Source organism: Serratia sp. B501 (assembly GCF_051172315.1).
GTDB classification, from domain to species: domain Bacteria; phylum Pseudomonadota; class Gammaproteobacteria; order Enterobacterales; family Enterobacteriaceae; genus Serratia; species Serratia ureilytica.
The window spans coordinates 657,508-676,350 of sequence record NZ_JBPIZB010000002.1 but is presented as its reverse complement, the minus strand read 5'-3'; the positions used below and the strand labels follow the sequence as shown (position 1 = coordinate 676,350).

At 61.5% G+C, this 18,843-nt stretch carries 15 protein-coding genes; 6 read left to right on the top strand and 9 right to left on the bottom strand.

From position 1 onward, the window contains the following. The first annotated feature begins 82 nt into the window (after nucleotides 1–82). Complete coding sequence (locus tag ACSBQV_RS09775; protein WP_099783768.1) at nucleotides 83–1,387, top strand: inosine/guanosine kinase; 1,305 nt, start codon at nucleotides 83–85, stop codon at nucleotides 1,385–1,387. A 54-nt stretch (nucleotides 1,388–1,441) separates the two neighbouring features. Here ACSBQV_RS09775 and ybaL read toward each other — a convergent pair whose 3' ends face one another. Together ybaL and ACSBQV_RS09765 are read right to left on the bottom strand one after the other, a co-directional pair. Further along, nucleotides 1,442–3,133, bottom strand: coding sequence for a YbaL family putative K(+) efflux transporter (gene ybaL, locus ACSBQV_RS09770; RefSeq protein WP_099783766.1), 1,692 nt, complete (start codon nucleotides 3,131–3,133; stop codon nucleotides 1,442–1,444). A gap of 245 nt (nucleotides 3,134–3,378) precedes the next feature. Then, a complete protein-coding gene (locus tag ACSBQV_RS09765) occupies nucleotides 3,379–4,599 on the bottom strand; it encodes an MFS transporter (protein ID WP_033651115.1) in 1,221 nt (406 codons plus the stop codon). Nucleotides 4,600–4,777: 178 nt separating this feature from the next. On the opposite strand from ACSBQV_RS09765, the gene ushA reads away from it, so the two are divergent. Next, nucleotides 4,778–6,430: a bifunctional UDP-sugar hydrolase/5'-nucleotidase UshA gene (gene ushA, locus ACSBQV_RS09760; RefSeq protein ID WP_033651116.1), complete on the top strand. Its 1,653-nt coding sequence runs from the start codon at nucleotides 4,778–4,780 to the stop codon at nucleotides 6,428–6,430. Between the two features lie 107 nt (nucleotides 6,431–6,537). Here ushA and ACSBQV_RS09755 read toward each other — a convergent pair whose 3' ends face one another. Further along, the gene (locus ACSBQV_RS09755) at nucleotides 6,538–7,305 is read right to left on the bottom strand and encodes an AraC family transcriptional regulator (protein WP_099783761.1); all 768 of its coding nucleotides are present in this window, start codon (nucleotides 7,303–7,305) and stop codon (nucleotides 6,538–6,540) included. Nucleotides 7,306–7,405: 100 nt separating this feature from the next. Between ACSBQV_RS09755 and ACSBQV_RS09750 the strand changes: the two genes are divergently transcribed. Both ACSBQV_RS09750 and dacB read left to right on the top strand, forming a co-directional pair. Then, nucleotides 7,406–8,563, top strand: coding sequence for a multidrug effflux MFS transporter (locus tag ACSBQV_RS09750; protein ID WP_099783759.1), 1,158 nt, complete (start codon nucleotides 7,406–7,408; stop codon nucleotides 8,561–8,563). Nucleotides 8,564–8,655: 92 nt separating this feature from the next. Then, complete coding sequence (gene dacB / locus ACSBQV_RS09745) at nucleotides 8,656–10,122, top strand: D-alanyl-D-alanine carboxypeptidase/D-alanyl-D-alanine endopeptidase (protein WP_099783757.1); 1,467 nt, start codon at nucleotides 8,656–8,658, stop codon at nucleotides 10,120–10,122. 10 nt (nucleotides 10,123–10,132) lie between these two features. Here the strand turns inward: dacB and ybaK are convergent, their stop codons facing one another. From ybaK to copA, 3 genes are all read right to left on the bottom strand, one after another. Then, complete coding sequence (gene ybaK / locus ACSBQV_RS09740; RefSeq protein WP_004940240.1) at nucleotides 10,133–10,612, bottom strand: Cys-tRNA(Pro)/Cys-tRNA(Cys) deacylase YbaK; 480 nt, start codon at nucleotides 10,610–10,612, stop codon at nucleotides 10,133–10,135. Between the two features lie 228 nt (nucleotides 10,613–10,840). Beyond that, nucleotides 10,841–11,647: a TraB/GumN family protein gene (locus ACSBQV_RS09735; protein ID WP_099783755.1), complete on the bottom strand. Its 807-nt coding sequence runs from the start codon at nucleotides 11,645–11,647 to the stop codon at nucleotides 10,841–10,843. A 133-nt stretch (nucleotides 11,648–11,780) separates the two neighbouring features. Further along, nucleotides 11,781–14,492, bottom strand: a complete 2,712-nt coding sequence (copA, locus tag ACSBQV_RS09730; RefSeq protein ID WP_099783752.1) for a copper-exporting P-type ATPase CopA — start codon at nucleotides 14,490–14,492, stop codon at nucleotides 11,781–11,783. A 107-nt stretch (nucleotides 14,493–14,599) separates the two neighbouring features. Here copA and cueR point away from each other — a divergent pair, with 107 nt between their 5' ends. Then, nucleotides 14,600–15,001 (top strand): Cu(I)-responsive transcriptional regulator, encoded by a 402-nt coding sequence (gene cueR / locus ACSBQV_RS09725; RefSeq protein ID WP_025301807.1) that lies wholly within the window; start codon nucleotides 14,600–14,602, stop codon nucleotides 14,999–15,001. Here cueR and ACSBQV_RS09720 read toward each other — a convergent pair. Together ACSBQV_RS09720 and ACSBQV_RS09715 are read right to left on the bottom strand one after the other, a co-directional pair. Then, a complete protein-coding gene (locus tag ACSBQV_RS09720; protein ID WP_033642133.1) occupies nucleotides 14,998–15,459 on the bottom strand; it encodes an NfeD family protein in 462 nt (153 codons plus the stop codon). The two genes, cueR and ACSBQV_RS09720, sit on opposite strands and share 4 nt — an antisense overlap. A 2-nt stretch (nucleotides 15,460–15,461) precedes the next feature. After that, nucleotides 15,462–16,367 (bottom strand): SPFH domain-containing protein, encoded by a 906-nt coding sequence (locus ACSBQV_RS09715; protein WP_004940203.1) that lies wholly within the window; start codon nucleotides 16,365–16,367, stop codon nucleotides 15,462–15,464. A 319-nt stretch (nucleotides 16,368–16,686) separates the two neighbouring features. On the opposite strand from ACSBQV_RS09715, the gene cfa reads away from it, so the two are divergent. After that, nucleotides 16,687–17,838, top strand: a complete 1,152-nt coding sequence (cfa, locus tag ACSBQV_RS09710) for a cyclopropane fatty acyl phospholipid synthase (RefSeq protein ID WP_033642134.1) — start codon at nucleotides 16,687–16,689, stop codon at nucleotides 17,836–17,838. A 112-nt stretch (nucleotides 17,839–17,950) separates the two neighbouring features. Here the strand turns inward: cfa and ACSBQV_RS09705 are convergent, their stop codons facing one another. Next, on the bottom strand, nucleotides 17,951–18,805 hold the full coding sequence (locus ACSBQV_RS09705; protein ID WP_033642135.1) for a co-chaperone YbbN: 855 nt from the start codon (nucleotides 18,803–18,805) through the stop codon (nucleotides 17,951–17,953). Nucleotides 18,806–18,843: the final 38 nt, after the last annotated feature.

Sequence of the window (18,843 nt, the reverse complement as noted above, 5' to 3'; positions counted from 1 at the left end):
AATCTGTCTATTAGATGCATCGTGATCGGGCGGGGATGTGTTAACATTCTCCGCTTGTTAAACCGCCACCACCACCAATCACATGAAATTTCCTGGTAAACGCAAGTCCAAACACTATTTCCCGGTGAGCGCCCGCGATCCGCTTCTGCAGCAGGCCCAGCCCGAAAGTGAAATCAGCACCTCGTATATCGTCGGCATCGACCAGACGCTGGTGGATATCGAGGCGAAAGTGGACGACGCTTTTGTCCAGCGCTACGGCCTGAGCCTGGGCCACTCTCTGGTGATCGAAGATGACGTCGCCGAGGCGCTGTATCAGGAATTGAATGAAAACAACCTGGTCACCCATCAGTTCGCCGGCGGCACCATCGGCAACACCATGCACAACTATTCGGTGCTGGCGGACGACCGCTCGGTGCTGCTCGGCGTGATGTGCAGCAACGTGAAAATCGGCAGCTACGCCTACCGTTATCTGTGCAATACCTCCAGCCGCACCGATCTTAACTATCTGCAGGGCGTTGACGGCGCCATCGGCCGCTGTTTCACGCTGATCGGCGAAAGCGGCGAGCGCACCTTCGCCATCAACCCCGGCCAGATGAACCAGCTGCGCCCGGAAAGCATCCCTGAAGAGGTGATCGCCGGCGCGTCGGCGCTGGTGCTGAGCTCTTATCTGGTGCGCTGCAAGGAAGGGGAGCCGATAAAGGAGGCTACCCTGCAGGCGATCGAATACGCCAAAAAGCACGATGTGCCGGTGGTGCTGACCCTGGGCACCAAGTACGTGATCGCCGACAACCCGCAGTGGTGGCGCGACTTCCTGAAGGAAAATGTGACCATTCTGGCGATGAACGAAGACGAAGCGCTGGAGCTGACCGGGCTGAGCGATCCGTTGACCGCCTCGGACATGGCGCTGGAGTGGGTGGATCTGGTGCTGTGCACCGCCGGGCCGAACGGCCTGTATATGGCGGGCTACACCGAAGAGGCCAACAAGCGTCAGACCCAGCACCCGCTGTTGCCGGGGCATATCGCCGAGTTCAACCGCTACGAGTTCAGCCGCGCCATGCGTCGCGAACACTGTGACCATCCGCTGCGCGTTTACTCGCACATCGCGCCGTATATGGGCGGGCCGGAGAAGATCATGAACACCAACGGCGCCGGCGACGGCGCGCTGTCGGCGTTGCTGCACGATATCGCCGCCAACGGTTATCACCGCCACAACGTGCCGAACTCGAGCAAGCACGTGCGCAGTTACCTGACATACTCTTCGTTGGCGCAGGTGTGCAAATACGCCAACCGCGTCAGCTACCAGGTGTTGAACCAGCATTCGCCGCGTCTCACTCGCGGCCTGCCGGAGCGCGAAGACAGCCTGGAAGAGTCCTATTGGGAGCGTTAATCCGCTGAAAAAGAAAAGGTCCGGCATGCCGGACCTTTTTTTGTGCGCGGTGCCTCAGATCGGGCAGCCCCCCATTTTTTCTTCTTCGCTCAGGGTATCCAACTGCAGGATGTTCAGCATGCTGTTAGCGATCTCCCGTTCGCCCATCACCACCTGATTGGCGCCGCGATCGGTGATGTAGGCCACCTCGTCGTCGTAGTGGGCGCGGGCGATGATCTCGATGTTCGGCCGCTTGGCGCGCGCCGAGGCGACGATCTCGCCGGCCTCATAGCCGTTGGGGATGGTCAGCAGCAGCCAGCGTGCGCAGTCGAGCCGCGCCAGATCCATCACTTCCGGATTGGCGGCGTTGCCCAGCACCGTCTTGATGCCCTGCTCGCGCAGCGCTTCCACCCGCGGGCGGGAGTTCTCGATCACCACCAGCGGGATGCCCGCTTCGGCCAGTTTGCCGCCCAGCAGGCTGCCGACGCGGCCATAGCCGACCACCAGCGCATGGTTGCACATGTCCACCGGGATCTGCTTCTCTTCTTCCACCGCCTCTTCGAGGATTTGCTCTTCGATGGTTTCGGTTTTGGCCAGATAGCGCTCCAGCAGGGTGAACAGCAGCGGGTTGAGCATGATGGACAGAATGGCGCCGGCCAGCACCAGATTGCGCCCGTGTTCCGACATCATGCCCAGCGCGATGCCGAGGCCCGCCAGAATAAAGGCGAACTCGCCGATCTGCGCCAGGCTGGCGGAGATGGTCAGCGCGGTGCGCTTGGAGTGGCCGAACATTTTCACCAGCAGGAACGCGGCGGCAGATTTGCCGAACACGATGATCGCCAGCGTCGCCAGCACCGCCAGCGGTTCGTTAATCACGATCATCGGATCGAACAGCATGCCAACCGAGACGAAGAACAGCACCGCGAACGCGTCGCGCAGCGGCAGGGTGTCGTGCGCCGCGCGGTGGCTCAGCTCGGACTCGTTCAGCACCATGCCGGCGAAGAAGGCGCCCAGCGCGAAGGAGACGTCGAACAGCTTCACCGCGCCGTAGGCGATGCCGAGCGCCAGCGCCAATACCGCCAGGGTGAACAGCTCGCGCGAGCCGGTGCTGGCGGTTTTCGACAGGATCCACGGCACCAGGCGGCGGCCGACCACGATCATCAACGCAATGAAGGCGATGACCTTACCGATGGTCAGCGCCAGCTCCATCAGCAGCTTGCCGCTGCTGGCGTTGTCGTTGCCCAGCATGTTGCCGAAGGCGGGCAGTAATACCAGCGTCAGCACCATCGCCAAATCTTCGACGATCAGCCAGCCGATGGCGATTTGCCCGCGCTGGCTGTCGATCAATTGCCTCTCCTCCAGCGCGCGCAACAGCACCACGGTGCTGGCGGTGGAGAGACAGAGGCCGAACACCAGGCCGGAGATCAGATCCCAGCCGAGCAGCTTGGACAGCCCCATACCGAGCAGGGTAGCGACGGCTATCTGCGCCACGGCGCCGGGTATGGCGATAGATTTTACTGCGAGGAGGTCTTTCAAAGAGAAGTGCAGGCCAACACCGAACATCAACAGGATAACGCCTATTTCCGCCAGTTCCGGCGCCAGTGAGGTGTCGGCGACGAAACCGGGGGTGAACGGGCCGGCGAGCACCCCTGCGGCCAGATATCCCACCAGGGGTGAGATGCGCAGGCGGTTCGCCAGCATGCCGAGGAGGAAGGCGAGTACTAACCCTCCGACGATGGTGGTGATGAGCGGTGTTGAATTATGCATCCATACTCCTTCTGGCTATGCATCGCGGCACGGGAGAAACGCAACAAAGTTACGAAAAGATACATTTAGTTTATTGCATTTGTTCGCGGCTTGCTTGGCTAATTTGGTCTTTTTTGTAAAAAAGCAGAGGATTTCGCTTAAGGCGCGTCAATGAGGGGATTTTGTGCCAGATAAACCAAATAACATTGATTTATCCGTAGGATAACCCGGATGAATAAATACTTTCATCCGGGCAGTTCGCGGGGTTATTGCGGTTTATGCTCCATATTGGGCAGTAGCGCGGTAATAATGCCGATCAGCGGCAGGAAAGCACAGATTTGGTAGACCAGCTCGATACTGGTCAAATCCGCGACATAGCCAAGAACTGCCGCGCCTAACCCGCCCATACCGAAAGCAAAACCGAAGAATAAACCGGAAACCATGCCGACTTTACCGGGGATCAGCTCCTGTGCGTAGACCAGGATGGCGGAGAACGCCGAGGCGAGAATAACCCCGATGATCACCGTCAAAATGCCGGTCCAGTACAGGGATGCATGGGGTAAAATAAGCGTAAATGGCGCCGCACCAAGGATTGAGCCCCAAATAACGTATTTTCTCCCTATCTTGTCGCCAAGAGGCCCGCCGATGATGGTTCCGGCGGCTACCGCGAACAGGAAGGCGAACAGGTGAATTTGCGCATTCTGCACCGAAACGCCGAACTTATGTATCAGATAAAAGGTGTAATAGCTGCTGATGCTGGCCAGATAGAAGTATTTAGAGAAAATCAGCACCAGCAGAATGCCCAGCGAGTAGGCGACGGTACGTTTTGGCAACGGTTTCAGCATTGCGGGGCTTTTCGGCTGCCCTTTCGCCGCCCGATGCTGATGTTGGTACCACTTGCTGACCTGCAGCAATACCACGATCGCCAGCAGCGCCGCCAGCGTGAACCAGGCGACGTTGCCTTTGCCGTAAGGCGCGATGATCAGCGCGGCCAGCAGCGGGCCGAGCGAGCTGCCGAAGTTGCCGCCGACCTGGAACAGCGACTGCGCCAGGCCGTGTCGTCCGCCGGAGGCCATGCGCGCCACGCGCGAGGATTCCGGGTGGAATACCGATGAGCCGGTGCCCACCAGCGCCGCTGCCAGCAGCACCAGCGGGAAGGTGTTCGCCACCGACAGCAGCAGCAGGCCGGACAGGGTAAAGCCCATGCCGATAGGCAGTGAGTAAGGCTGCGGGTGCTTATCGGTGTAATAGCCGATCAGCGGTTGCAGCAGGGAAGCCGTTAGCTGATAGGTCAGGGTGATCATACCGATCTGCACGAAGCTGAGGTGAAAATCGGCTTGCAGGATCGGGTAAATCGCCAGGATCAGCGACTGGATCATATCGTTGAGCAGGTGAGACACGCTGATGGCGCCGAGGATGGAGAAAGCGGTCCTCTTTACCGTACTGCCCTTGGCGGGCGGCATCGCGCTTTGGCTACTGTCGGTCATATTATTATTAGCCTGATAAGTTGTTGAGCACAGAGATGACATCTTAGGCAGGGCGTTCAATTTTTACCATATCTGAAATAATCAGACTCACATCGCAAAAAATTGAAATCAGCTGTCATTAATTCGCGCTACAATTTCGCCCTCATCATAAAAGCTATTTAATACACGGAGATCCGCCATGCGTTTTTCGCTGAAAACCACCGCATGCGCGTTGGCCGTATCCCTGACGCTGCTGTCGGGGGCCGCCAGTGCCTGGGAAAAGGATAAGACCTACGCCATCACCATTCTGCATACCAACGATCATCACGGTCACTTCTGGCAGAACGATCATGGCGAATACGGTCTGGGCGCGCAGAAAACCCTGGTGGACGGCATTCGCCGCGAAGTGGCGGCGCAGGGCGGCAGCGTGCTGTTGCTGTCCGGCGGCGATATCAACACCGGCGTGCCGGAATCGGATCTGCAGGACGCCGAGCCGGACTTCCGCGGCATGAACCTGGTGGGTTACGACGCGATGGCGATCGGCAACCACGAATTCGACAACCCGCTGAGCGTGCTGCGCCAGCAGGAGAAGTGGGCGACCTTCCCGCTCTTGTCCGCCAACATCTACCAGAAAAGCACAGGCCAGCGCCTGTTCAAGCCTTACGCCTTGTTCGACAAACAGGGCATCAAGATTGCCGTGATCGGCCTGACGACCGACGACACCGCCAAGATAGGCAATCCGGAGTACTTCACCGACATGGAGTTCCGCGTGCCGGCGCAGGAAGCGAAGCAGGTGGTGGAGCAACTGCGCAAGGACGAGAAGCCGGACGTGATCATCGCCGCCACCCATATGGGGCACTATGACAACGGCGAGCATGGCTCTAACGCGCCGGGCGACGTGGAGATGGCGCGCAGCCTGCCGGCGGGATATCTCGACATGATCGTCGGCGGCCACTCGCAGGATCCGGTGTGCATGGCCGGTGACAACCGCAAACAGGCGGATTATGTGCCGGGCACGCCATGCTCGCCGGATCGTCAGAACGGCACCTGGATTGTGCAGGCGCACGAGTGGGGCAAATACGTCGGGCGCGCCGATTTCGAATTCCGCAACGGCGAGCTGAAGCTGGTGCATTATCAGCTGATCCCGGTGAACCTGAAGAAGAAGGTGGAGAAAGCCGACGGCACCAGCGAGCGCGTGTACTACACCCAGCAGATTGCGGAAGATCCGACCATGATGAAGCTGCTGACGCCGTTCCAGGATAAGGGCAAGGCGCAGCTGGGCGTGAAGATCGGCAGCGTCAACGGCAAGCTTGAAGGCGATCGCAGCAAGGTGCGCTTCGTGCAGACCAACCTGGCGCGGGTGATGCTGGCGGCGCAGAGGGAGCGCGCCGACGCCGACTTCGCCGTGATGAGCGGTGGCGGAGTGCGCGATTCGATTGAAAGCGGCGATATCACCTACAAGAACGTGCTCAAGGTGCAGCCGTTCGGCAACACGTTGGTGCATGTCGATATGAAAGGCCGCGAGGTTGAACAGTATCTGGCGGTGGTGGCCAACATGAAGCCGGATTCCGGCGCCTATGCTCAGTTCGCCAACGTCAGCCTGGTGGCGGACGGCAAGGGCGTCAGCGAGGTGAAGATCAACGGCCAGCCGCTGCAGGCGGATAAAACTTACCGCATGGCGACGCTGAACTTCAACGCGCTGGGCGGCGACGGCTATCCGAAGCTGGACGGGCTGCCGAGCTACGTCAACACCGGCTTTATCGATGCTGAAGTGCTGAAGCAGTACATCGAGAAACACTCGCCGCTGGATGCGGCGGCGTACGAGCCGAAGGGCGAAATCGTCTATCGCTAGAGGCGTCGCGGAACGGCGTTCTCGCTTGTCGCGGGGGCGCCGTTCCCCCCTCGCTTTTCTCCTCTGCATCAACGCCTTTTGTCAGCGTTACCGTTTTAAACGGCGTCTTACTTTCTTCTCTCCATATACGCCCTCGGCGGGCAGCCCGCCATATTCTTGAAAAAAGTGGCGAAGGCGCTGTCGCTGGAAAACGCCAGCCGACCGGCGACGTCGGATTGGCTCAGCCCTGCGGCCAGCATCTCTATCGCTTTGATCAGGCGCCATTGCTGACGCCATTGTTGATAACCGAGCCCGGTTTCACGGCGGAAAATCCGGCTGATGGTTTTCTCGGAAGCGCCGCTATAGCGCGATAGCTCGTGCAGCGGCGGAAGCATGTCCAGATTGGCCAGATGGCGCAGGCGGCGGTCGCTGGGCAGCGGCAGCAGCGTCAGTTCGCGCGGCGCGGCGGCGATCTCGTCCAGGCAGACCGCCAGAATATTGGCGTAAGGCCCATACTGCCAGTCGGTGTCGAAGGCGGCGAACGCGATGCGTTCCAACACCTCGCGCAGCAGCGGCGAGGCTGTCAGTACGGCAAGCTGCGCAGGCAGACAGGCATAGCGATCGGCGTCGAGATAAAGCGAACGGTAACCGACGACGCCGTTGACCTGAACGCGGTGAGCCACCTGCGGCGGGATCCAGGCGACTCTGCCCGGCGGCAGCATACAGATGCTTTGGTTGAGCGTGATGCGCATGCTGCCTTGCTGACAGAACAGCAACTGCCCCCTGTCATGCCAATGCGTGCCCGAGTCGTGCTGCGCCAGTTCGGCGGCGATCCCGAGTACCCCGTTGTCGAGCGTATCCGGATTAAAACTGTCCTGCGCCTGAAGCCACGCCATAGTCTGTCCGATTTTGTAAATTTATTGTCTTTTATATTGTAATCGGCGCCGGGGAGCAGATGCTACCTTGTGCAGCCTATTCTTGGCTACAGGATCTGTTATGCAACGTAAACTGACGCTGACGTTGGCGACCTCGATGATGATGTTTCCCCAGGTGGTGGAGACCATCTACAGCCCGGCATTGACGCATATTGCGCACGGTTTCCGGGTCAGTGCGGAAATGGCGGCGCAAACGCTCTCTTGTTACTTTTTCGCCTTTGCGCTCGGCGTGGTGGTATGGGGACGGATGTGCGACGTCATCGGACGCCGTCCCACCATTTTGGCCGGGCTGACGCTCTATCTGCTGGCTTCTCTCGTTGCGCTGTTCAGCGGCAGCTTCAGCGTACTGCTGGCGGCGCGGGTGCTGGCCGCCTTTGGCGCGGCGGTCGGTTCGGTCGGGACGCAAACGGCGATTCGCGATCGCTTCGACGGTTATGAATTGGCGCGGGTGTTCTCGGTGATGGGGATCGCCATGGCGATCAGCCCGGCGGTTGGCGTGTTGAGCGGCGCAGTGCTGACTCACTATTGGGGCTATCAGGGGGTGTTCGGCGGTTTGGCGCTGTTGGCGGCGCTGTTGCTGGGCTATGCCGGTTGGCAACTGCCGGAGACGCGTCCGCAGCAGGTGGTGAAGAATTCATTTTTCGGCACGCTGGGACGGATGGTCAAGGACGGGGATATTTGGCTCAGCGCGCTGTTGGTGGCGTTGTTCAATATTTGCATGTTCAGCTATTACCAGCTGGCGCCATTCCACTTCTCGGCGTTGGCGCTGCCGGCACAGTGGTTCGGTTATACCGGTTTGGTGTTGGCGGCCGGGGTGGGCATCGGCGCGGCGATCAACAAGTTTTTGATCGGCAAGCACTGGCTGTTCCCTGCACTGTTGATGCTGGCCTGCGGATTATCGCTGACCGGCGGCCTGCTGGTACTGCTGCTGGAAGGGACCTTGTGGTTCGTTCTGCCGATGATGCTGGTGGTGATGGCGTACGGCATCGCCATTCCCAATATTCTGGCGCGCGCGCTGCGCCATTATAAAGACTGCATGGGCACCGCCGGCGCCATCCTTGGCCTGATGTATTACCTGATGCTCGGCGGTGGCTTGGTGTTGGCGGGGCTGTCGCAGCACCTGGGCGCCGTGCTGTCGCTCTGCAGCCTCTGCGTGCTGCTGTTGGCGTGGCGGGTGGTGCGCAACGAGCGTCGTTTGGCGATGCCTGAGCGTATCTGAATGATAAGCGGGCCGGACATTCTCGCCACCGCCGCCTTCCAATGATAGCCTGAGCGACAATTTGGTTTTGATAACGCAAACAGGAAGATGACATGTTGAAAACCGCAGGCTGGCTGCTGCCCGCCATCGTGGCGCTGGCGGGGTGTTCGTCATCCGGCGAACGTCATGGACAAACTCTCAGCCAGGCGCTGGCGGCCCTCGGCCAGGACAAGGCGTTGGTCGGGGCGTCGAACGGCGTGATGGTGCGCGATGCCGACAGCGGCAAGGTGCTGTATCAGGCGCACGCGGAGCAGCGTTTGGCGCCGGCTTCCAACATGAAGATCTTCACTTCTCTGGCGGCGTTCGGCGTGCTGGGGGCGGATTACCGGTTTGAAACCCGGCTGCTGACCGCCGGCGAGCAGCGCGGCGACACGTTGCGGGGAGATCTCTATCTGCAGGGCAGCGGCGATCCGACGCTGCATCCGGACGATCTCGACACCTTCGCCGCGGCGCTGGCGCAGCGCGGCATCCGTCATATACAGGGGCGGTTGTTGCTGGACGCCGGCGCCTTCGATCAAACGCCATTCGGCGCCGGCTGGAGCTGGGACGATGAACCCTTCGCCTTCGCTGCGCCGATCTCGGCGCTGAACTACGCCTTTACCCCCGGCGGCGATATCAACGTGGTGCAGGTGGATGTGCGGCCGGGCGCTCGCGCCGGCGCGCCGGGACGGGCGAGCTTCTATCCCGCCAATGACGCGGTGACGCTGGTCAATCGCACCACCACCGGCAGTGACACCGCGCTGACGTACGAGCGCCAGCCGGGCAGCAACCGGATCGTGGTCAGCGGCACCATCGCCGCGCAGGCGGAGGCCAGCTCACGATTGATTACCGTCGATCAACCGGCCCTCGTCGTCGGCGCTTTATTGCAACATGCTCTGCGCGCGCGCGGCATCACCCTGCGCGGCAACGCTGAAGAGGGCGTGACGCCGGCCGGCGCACAGCTGCTGGCGCAAAAAACCTCGCCGCCGCTCTCCCACCTGGTCGTCACCTTCCTGAAAGTGTCCAATAACGGCTACGGCGAGATATTGACCAAAGCGATGGGCCGCAAGACGCAAGGCAAAGGGGATTGGGCCGCCGGTCTTCAGGCGATAAACGGGTTTGTGCAAAGCCAGGGCATCGCGGCCGACGCGTATCGCCAGGTGGACGGTTCAGGGCTGTCGCGCATGAACCAGATCACGCCGCAACAGCTGACGACGCTGCTGCTGGCGGCCAGAAAACAGCCGTGGTTCGCCGACTGGTATCGCGCCTTGCCCGTCGCGGGCGAGCCGGGGTTGCTGGTGGGCGGCACGCTGCGTAACCGCATGGTGAAAAGCGCGGCGGCGGGGCGCACTCACGCCAAGAGCGGTTCCATGACCGGCGTATCGTCGCTCAGCGGCTATGTTGATTCGGCGACCGGGCGGCCGCTGGCGTTCGCCATCATCAGCAATAACTATCTGGTGCCCGGCGCGCAGGTGAAGGCGCTGGAGGACCGCCTGGTGGAAACGCTGGCGGCCTGTGACGCCACGGTGGTGTGCCGCTGAGTACGCGGCGTCAGTCGCGTTTGGCGATGTCGGCGAAGCTGCCGGCCAGCAGGCGGCACAGATCGGCGGCGGCCAGCTCAATATCCAGCCCGCGTTTGCCGCCGGAAACGTAAATGGTGGCGAACGCTTGCGCCGGGCTGTCGATCACCGTCGGCAGCCGTTTTTTCTGCCCCAGCGGGCTGATGCCGCCCACCAGATACCCGGTGACGCGCTGCGCCAGCTGCGGATCGGCCATCTCGGCCTTTTTGGCGCCGAGGGCGCGGGCAACCTTTTTCAGATCCAACTGGGTTGCGACCGGCGTGACCGCCACCGCCAGGTGTTTGGCGTCGCCGTTCAGCGCCACCAGCAAGGTTTTGTAAACCCGATCGGCATCCAGCCCCAGCTTTCTCACCGCCTCATCGCCGAAGTTGGTTTCGTCGCTGTCGTGGTGATAAGGATGGAGGGTGAAGGCGACCTTTTGTTTCTCAAGCAGAACGACTGCGGGCGTCATGATGTGTTGTCCAAAATGTCCCCGGCGGGGAAAGGGTGATAACCAGCCTTAAAAATACAAAAATCCAACCAGCCCGGCAACCTGAGCGGCTGTTACATAAAGCGGGTTGCCAAGATATTCACCGGGTTGCTACCCTGTTTACTGTAACCGTTAACACGGTTGCTATGCGTATAACTAGAATACAAGAAATTCCTCTTTGACTGGCCAATAGCGATATTGGCCACTTTTTTACCCCTGCGGCTGCAGCATCGCCGGCAGGTTATCCTCGCCATACAGGTGCAATGCGCCAACCGCCACCACATAGTCTCCGGCCGGCAGCGCCTCCAGCTGACGCCGCCAGTCGCGATTGCGTTGATGCATCAGCACGTCGTAAAGCCCGGCGCTGAAGGTGGCCGGCAGCGTGTCCAGCGTGCCGCGCGGTTTGGCGTCCAGCCACCAGCTCACCATGGTTTGCAGCAGCCGCGCGTTGGTATGCCAGTGCTCCAGCGTATCGCGCAGCAGCGCGATGCCGCCTTCCGGCAGCTGTTCCAGCAGCGCCAACTGCTGCTGCGCCCCCTCGAGTTCGATCACCGGTTTGTCCTGCGCTCTGGCGGCCTGCAGCAGCTGATAATCTACGCCGTACTCTGCGCGCAGCCCCAGACGCTGAGCCTGCCGCGCCTGCATCATCAGCGCCACCTGCCAGCCGGGCAGGGTGGCGAAGGCGTGCGGATCGGCGCCCAGTTCGTGGCACAGCGCCAGCAGCTGTTGATATTCTTCGGCGGACAGGCGCTGTTCCAGCTCCGGCTGTTGCTCTGCGTGGTCGAAAGGGGAGGCGGCACTGGTGATATCGGCTTCGACGATCAGCGCGTCGGCCTGTTGCAGCCGGGCGGCCAGCCGGGGCGGCAGCGGCGACATATCGACGGTGCCCATATGGATGCTGCCCACCAGATGGAGCCGACGCTCGCCCGGCAGAGTGATGTCCAGCGCCGGATAAGCGTAACTTTTGGGCGAGATCAGGCCGAGAAAGGTGGCGAGGCGGCGTAACAGTTGACCCATACGGCGTGGCTCCTGAATAACGGGTGCGCGTTTTCGCGTGCAAGGCGAGGGAAAATCGTCATTCATGCTAAACGCTATCTGCCGCGCAGGGAAGCCCGGAAAACAGCGGGGCGCCTTGACGGCGCCCCGGAGCTTACTTCCTGGGTTTAAAACGCAGCAGCCGGTTGGCGTTGCTGACTACGGTAATCGACGACAGCGCCATCGCGGCACCCGCCACCACCGGGCTGAGCAGTGTGCCGGTCAGCGGGTAGAGCACGCCGGCGGCGATTGGAATGCCCAGCGTATTATAGATAAAGGCGCCGAACAGGTTCTGCTTCATGTTGCGCAGCGTGGCCTTCGACAGCTCCACCGCATCCGCTACGCCATTCAGGCTGTGGCGCATCAGGGTGATGGCGGCGGTCTCGATGGCGATGTCGCTGCCGCCGCCCATCGCGATGCCCACGTCGGCCTGCGCCAGCGCCGGGGCGTCGTTGATGCCGTCGCCGACCATCGCCACGCGTTGGCCCTGCGCCTGCAGCTGTTTGATCGCCGCCGCTTTGCCGTCCGGCAGCACGCCGGCAATCACCCGATCGATACCGGCCTCTTTGGCGATGGCGTTGGCGGTCACCGGGTTGTCGCCGGTCAGCATCACCAGCTGATATCCCTGCTGGTGCAGGCGCTGCAGCGCCGCGACGCTGTCCTCGCGTAGCGGATCGCGAATGGCGAACAGCGCAGCCGGTTTACCGTCAACGGCCAGCAGCACCGGCGTCACGCCGCGTTCGGCCTGGGCGCGCATCGGTGCCTCCAGTTCGTCGGCCGCGACCTGATGTTGTTTCAGCAGCGCGGCGTTGCCCAGCAGCACCTGCACGCCGTCGATCTCCCCGCTGACGCCGGCGCCGCGCAGGGTGCGGAACTGCGCCACCTGCGGCAGCGTTTGCCCGGCGGCGCGTTCCATGATGGCGCGCGCCAGCGGGTGATTGGAGCCTTGTTCCAGCGCGGCGGCCCAGCCGAGCGCCTGCTGTTCGCTGACCTGATTGAAGGTCAGGATCTCCACCACCTGCGGTTTCCCTTCCGTCAGGGTGCCGGTTTTATCGAACACCAGGGTGTCCAACTGGCTGGCCTGCTGCAGGGCGTCGGCGTCGCGCACCAGCACGCCGAATTCCGCCGCGCGGCCCACGCCGGAGATGATCGACATCGGCGTCGCCAATCCTAACGCACATGGGCAGGCGATGATCAGCACCGTGGTGGCGATCACCAGCGTATAGACCAGCTGCGGCTGCGGGCCGAAGAAGTACCACATCGCCGCGCTGAACAGCGCGATCGCTACCACCGCCGGCACGAACACCGCCGAGACGCGGTCGGCCAACTGGCCAATCGCCGGCTTACTGCTCTGCGCCTGACGCACCAGTTTGATGATGCGCGCCAGCGTGGTTTGGCTGCCGATGGCGGCGGCGCGGAACAGCACGCTGCCGTCGTCGACTACCGTCCCGGCATGCACCGTGTCGCCGGGGCCTTTCTGCTGCGGCACCGCTTCGCCGGTCAGCATCGCTTCATCGAGCCAGACTTCGCCCTGCACGATTTCACCGTCGACCGGCACGCGATCGCCGGTGGTCAGCCGCAGCGTCATGCCGAGCTGCACCTCCGCCAGCGGAATATCGCGCTCGCCGTCGTCAGTCACCAGCCGCGCGGTGGGCGGCGTCAGATCGAGCAGCCGCTCCAGCGCCTGCGAAGAACGCTGGCGGGCGCGCTGTTCCAGCGCATGGCCGAGGTTGATCAAACCGATGATCATCGCGCTGGCCTCGTAATAGAGGTGACGCGCCTCCATCGGGAAGAAATCGGGCCAAATGTTGACGGCGATCGAATAGAGCCAGGCGGCGCCGGTGCCGAGCGCCACCAAGGTATCCATGGTAGCGCTGCCGTTCATCAATGCGCGCCAGGCGTTGCGGTAGAAGTGCCCGCCGGCGAACACCATCACCGCCAGGGTAATGACGCCGACCAGCAGCCAAGGGCGCTGGGTTTCCGGCGTCAGCGTCATGCTGCCGCCGAACAGCCCCCAGGCCATCAGCGGAATACCCAACGCCAGCCCCAGCGCCGCCTGCCAGCTAAAGCGCTTCATGTTGGCGCGTGCGGTCTGTTGCTGACGTTCGCGGCGTTCGGTTTCGTCCTGAATCATCTCGGCGCCGTAGCCGGCTTTTTCCACCGCCGCCACCAGCGCCTGCGCATCGGCGGCGCCGGTCACCAGCGCGCTGCGCTCCGCCAGGTTGACGCGCGCGTGCTCCACGCCGGGAACGCTTTGCAGCGCCTGCTGCACCTTATTGACGCAGCTGGCGCAGGTCATGCCGCTGAGCAGCAGCTGTACGCTGTCGTCCGCGCTGTCGGTTGCCGGAAGAGAAGGCTGCGCCGCTGGCTGAACGTCCGGCAACGAAGGTGTTGCGTCAGTCAACGGCTCAGTTTTTGGGACGACGGCGCCCGCCACGCTGGCGTGATAACCGGCATGTTCCACCGCGGCGATCAGCGCCTGCGGATCGGCATCGCCGTACACTTTCGCGTTGTCGATCTCGACGTCGGCGGCGAACACGCCTGGCACCGCTTCCAGCGCCTTGCGGGTGCTGCCGACGCAGTGCATGCAGCTCAGCCCGCTCAGCTGCAGTTCGGTGTCGGCGCGCGGCGCGACTTCTGCCTGATAGCCGGCGGCGATCACGCTGTCGATCAATGCGCTGTCCGGCGCTTCGCCGGTCACTTTGGCGTAATGGACGTTAACCTCCGCCTGTTCGACATCGCTGCGGCTTTCCAGGGCTTTTTTCACCCGCTGCGCGCAGTTCATGCAGGACAACCCCTGCAATGCCAGCATAGTGGTGTGTGACATGATTGAACTCCTTGCGTAGAGGCGGTGTTTAAAGGTTGACCGCCTGACCTGTTTTCACTAAGAATGGAGCTTAAACCTTCCAGCAAGGGTAAGGTCAAGGAGGGAAAATGAATATTAGCGACGTCGCGAAAAAAACCGGTTTAACCAGCAAGACGATTCGTTTTTACGAAGAGAAAGCGTTGATTACCGCCCCGATTCGCAGCGACAACGGTTACCGCCACTATTCCGCCAAGCATGTCGAAGAGCTGACGCTGCTGCGCCAGGCGCGGCAGGTGGGCTTCAACCTGGACGAGTGCCGCGAACTGGTAGCGTTGTTCAACGATCCGGCCCGCCACAGCGCCGACGTGAAGGCGCGCACGCTGCAGAAGGTGGCGGAGATCGAAAAGCACATCAGCGAGCTGGGGAATATGCGCCAGCGCCTGTTGACGTTGGCGGAACAATGCCCGGGCGACGAGGGGGCGGAGTGCCCCATCATCAATAACCTGGCGGGGTGTTGTCGTTCTAATTAACGGCTGATGGCGCGGATCACCAGCGTGACCCCTTCCACCGCCACCACTTCCACTTCGGTGCCGGCGGGCAGATCTTCCGCCGCCTGCGCGCGCCAGCTGCTGTCACCGATATTAATGCGCCCCATGCCGTTGTGCATCGGCTCCGTCAGCGTGGCGCGGGTGCCGATCAGCTGACGGTTGCGCTGGTTGAGCACCGGCGAACCGCCGGATGCGGCCGCCGGGCGGCGACGCAGCCAGTACCACCACAGATAGGCGACGACGACGGTCAGGACGGCGAAGATCACGCCTTGCCATTCCCAGGAAAGCGGTGGCAGCAGCCAGATCAAGGCGCCGACCAACAGCGCCGCCACGCCGCTCCACAGCAGGTAGCCGCCGGCGCCGAGCATTTCCGCCGCCAGCAACACGCCCCCGAGAGAGAGCCAGAACCACAGCGGATTCGCCGCGATCAGTTCGAGCATGATTATTTGCCTTTGCTTTCTTTCAGCAATTCGGTAATGCCGCCGATCGAGCCGAGCAGGCTGCTGGCGTCCAGCGGCATCATCACCACCTTGCTGTTGTTGGAGGAACCGATCTTCTGCAGCGCATCGGTGTATTTCTGCGCCACGAAGTAGTTCACCGCCTGAATGTTGCCGCTGGCGATGGCGTCGGACACCAGCTGGGTGGCGCGCGCCTCGGCCTCGGCGGCGCGTTCACGCGCTTCCGCCTGCAGGAACGCCGACTGACGTTCGCCCTCGGCCTTCAGGATCTGCGATTGCTTCTCCCCTTCGGCGCGCAGAATGGCCGCCTGACGCACCCCCTCCGCCTCCAGGATGTCGGCGCGCTTGGTGCGCTCGGCCTTCATCTGGGCGTTCATCGAGGCGATCAGTTCTGCCGGCGGCCGCACGTCGCGGATCTCGATACGGGTGATTTTCACCCCCCAAGGGTTGGTCGCTTCATCGACGATGTGCAACAGGCGGCTGTTGATGCTGTCGCGCTGCGACAGCATTTCGTCCAGCTCCATCGAGCCGAGCACGGTGCGGAAGTTGGTCATGGTCAGGTTGACGATCGCCTGTTCGAGGTTGCTGACCTCGTAGGCGGCGCGCGCCGGATCGACCACCTGGATAAAGCACACCGCGTCGATGGCGACGTTGGCGTTATCGCGGGAAATCACCTCTTGGGAAGGGATGTCCAGCACCTGCTCCATCATGTTGATTTTGCGGCCGATGCGGTCCATGAACGGCACCACCAGGTTCAGGCCCGGCATCAGCGTCTTGGTATAGCGGCCGAAGCGTTCTACCGTCCATTGGAACCCCTGCGGCACAATTTTGACGCCGGCGAACACCACAATCAGCGCGACGACGATCACGATGGGAATAAAAGTAAGCATGCAAACCTCCTGTCAGACATATGTAAACAGATATTACGACAGCGCCGGAAAAATGCCTACTGATACCGCGACTTAATCCAGGGCGCTGACGCAACCCGCGAGCGGTGGATCCCGCGTCTGGAACAGAGTGTTGTCACGACAAGTGTGGCACAGCTGAAAAATAAGTATGCCTAAATGGCATGATTTCAATAATTTTTATTCATTTCATGATGTTGCTCGCCTTGGCTAGAGTAAAAACACCCCCGTGTTTACCGTCAAAAATTTGTCATTTTCATTTGCGACTATGCTTTTTGAAATGACATTTCGGCCAAGGATTGTTATGGATTCGCTCAGTGTTGATGAACTCGCCCAGAAGAACGATCGCTGGTATCGCATTGTGGAGGAGATGTTGGCGGAAGCCGGCGTCGCCATCAACGGCCCGCGCGCCTGGGATATCCGGGTGCATAACCCGGCGCTGTTCAAACGCATTTTGCAGGAAGGCTCGCTCGGCTTCGGCGAAAGCTATATGGACGGCTGGTGGGAGTGCGAACGGCTGGACATGCTGTTCACCCGCATTCTGCAGGCCGGCGTCGATGAACGGCTGCCGAAAAGCCTGAGCGACATCGCGCGCATCGCCTATGCCCGGCTGTTCAATCGCCAATCGCGCAAGCGCGCCTGGCAGGTGGGCAAAGAGCACTACGACATCGGCAACGACCTGTTCCGGGCGATGCTCGATCCTTATATGCAATACTCCTGCGGCTACTGGAAAGAGGCGCAGACGCTGGAGCAGGCGCAGCAGGCCAAGCTCAGGATGATCTGCGAAAAACTGCAGTTGAAACCGGGCATGACGCTGCTGGATATCGGCTGCGGCTGGGGTGGATTGGCGCAGTTTGCGGCGCAAAACTACGGCGTCTCGGTGCACGGCGTGACCATTTCGGCCGAGCAGCAGAAGCTGGCGCAGGAACGCTGCGCCGGGCTGGACGTCGAGATCTTGCTACAGGATTACCGCGATCTGGATCGTCAGTTTGATCGCATCGTGTCGGTCGGCATGTTCGAGCACGTCGGGCCGAAAAACTACGAGACCTACTTCAGCGTCGCGGCGCGCAACCTGAAGCCCGACGGTCTGTTCCTGCTGCACACTATCGGTTCCAATCAAACCGATCTCAACGTCGACGCCTGGATAGACAAATACATCTTCCCCAACGGCTGCCTGCCTTCGGTGCGGCATATCGCCGAGGCCAGCGAAGGGCGTTTCGTGATGGAGGATTGGCACAACTTTGGCGCCGATTACGATCGCACGCTGATGGCCTGGCTGGAGAATTTCAAACGGGCGTGGCCGGATCTGATGGGCGGTTATTCCGAGCGCTTCGAACGCATGTTCACCTATTACCTGAACGCCTGCGCCGGCGCGTTCCGTTCGCGCAACATTCAGCTGTGGCAGGTGTTGTTCAGCCCGGCGGGCGTGGAGGGCGGGGTGCGGGTCTATCGCTAATCCCCGTCATATTTCAAGCTGGCTGCACGTTCGAGCCCTGGTCACTTAGTTATCTAAGCGCCCAGGGCTTTTCACATTTGCCGCCTGGATGCAGCTTCAGGTATGACGGATATCAGTACAGCAGGGAGTACAGCTGGCGGCGATATTTAGCGGCCAGCGCGTCGCCGGTGCCGAGCGCGGCCAGAATGTCCATCAGGGTTTTGCGCGCGCTGCCGTTGGCGGCGGCCAGATCTTTCTTCAGATGCCCCATCAGCAGTTCCAGCGCTTCTTCGTTACGCCCGACCTGATGCAGTTGCAGCGCCAGCTGCACCGCCAGTTCGACGTTGTCCGGCTGCTGCTGCACCTGCTGTTGCAGCTGTTGGATTTCCGGCGTGTCCGCCGCCTGCTTCAACAATTCAATCTGCGCCACCAGACCTTGATAGCGGGTATCGCGATCCTGCAGCGGGATGGTCGCCAGCACCGCTTCAGCGTCTTCGCTGCGGCTGAGCGCGATCTGAGTTTCGGCCAGCGTCAGGCCGATGTCGCTGCGCTGTTGGCTGCTCTGCCAGGCGTCTTTCAGCAGCGGCAGTGCTTCGGCGGCGTTGCCGGCGGCCAGCAGCTCCTGCGCCTGCGCCAGTTTCAGATCTTCTTCCTTCGGCAGGAAACGCTGCAGCAAATCGCGGATCGCTTCTTCCGGCTGCGGGCCCTGGAAGCCGTCGACCGGCTGACCGTCTTTGAACAGGTAGACCGTCGGAATGGAACGCAGCCCGAATTGCGAGGCGATCATCTGTTCGGCGTCGCAGTCCACCTTGGCCAGAATGAACTGACCGGCGTATTCCGCCGCCAGCTTGTCCAGCACCGGCGTGAGCTGCAGGCAGTGTTGGCTGCGCTCGGACCAGAAGTAGAACAGCACCGGTGTGGACATCGATTGTTCCAGCGTCTGGTGCAGGTTAGTTTCGTTAATATCAACAACAGCTTGAGCTAGCATCTTTTTTCTCTCTGATCGTGCGGAGCCATGGGGTGTAG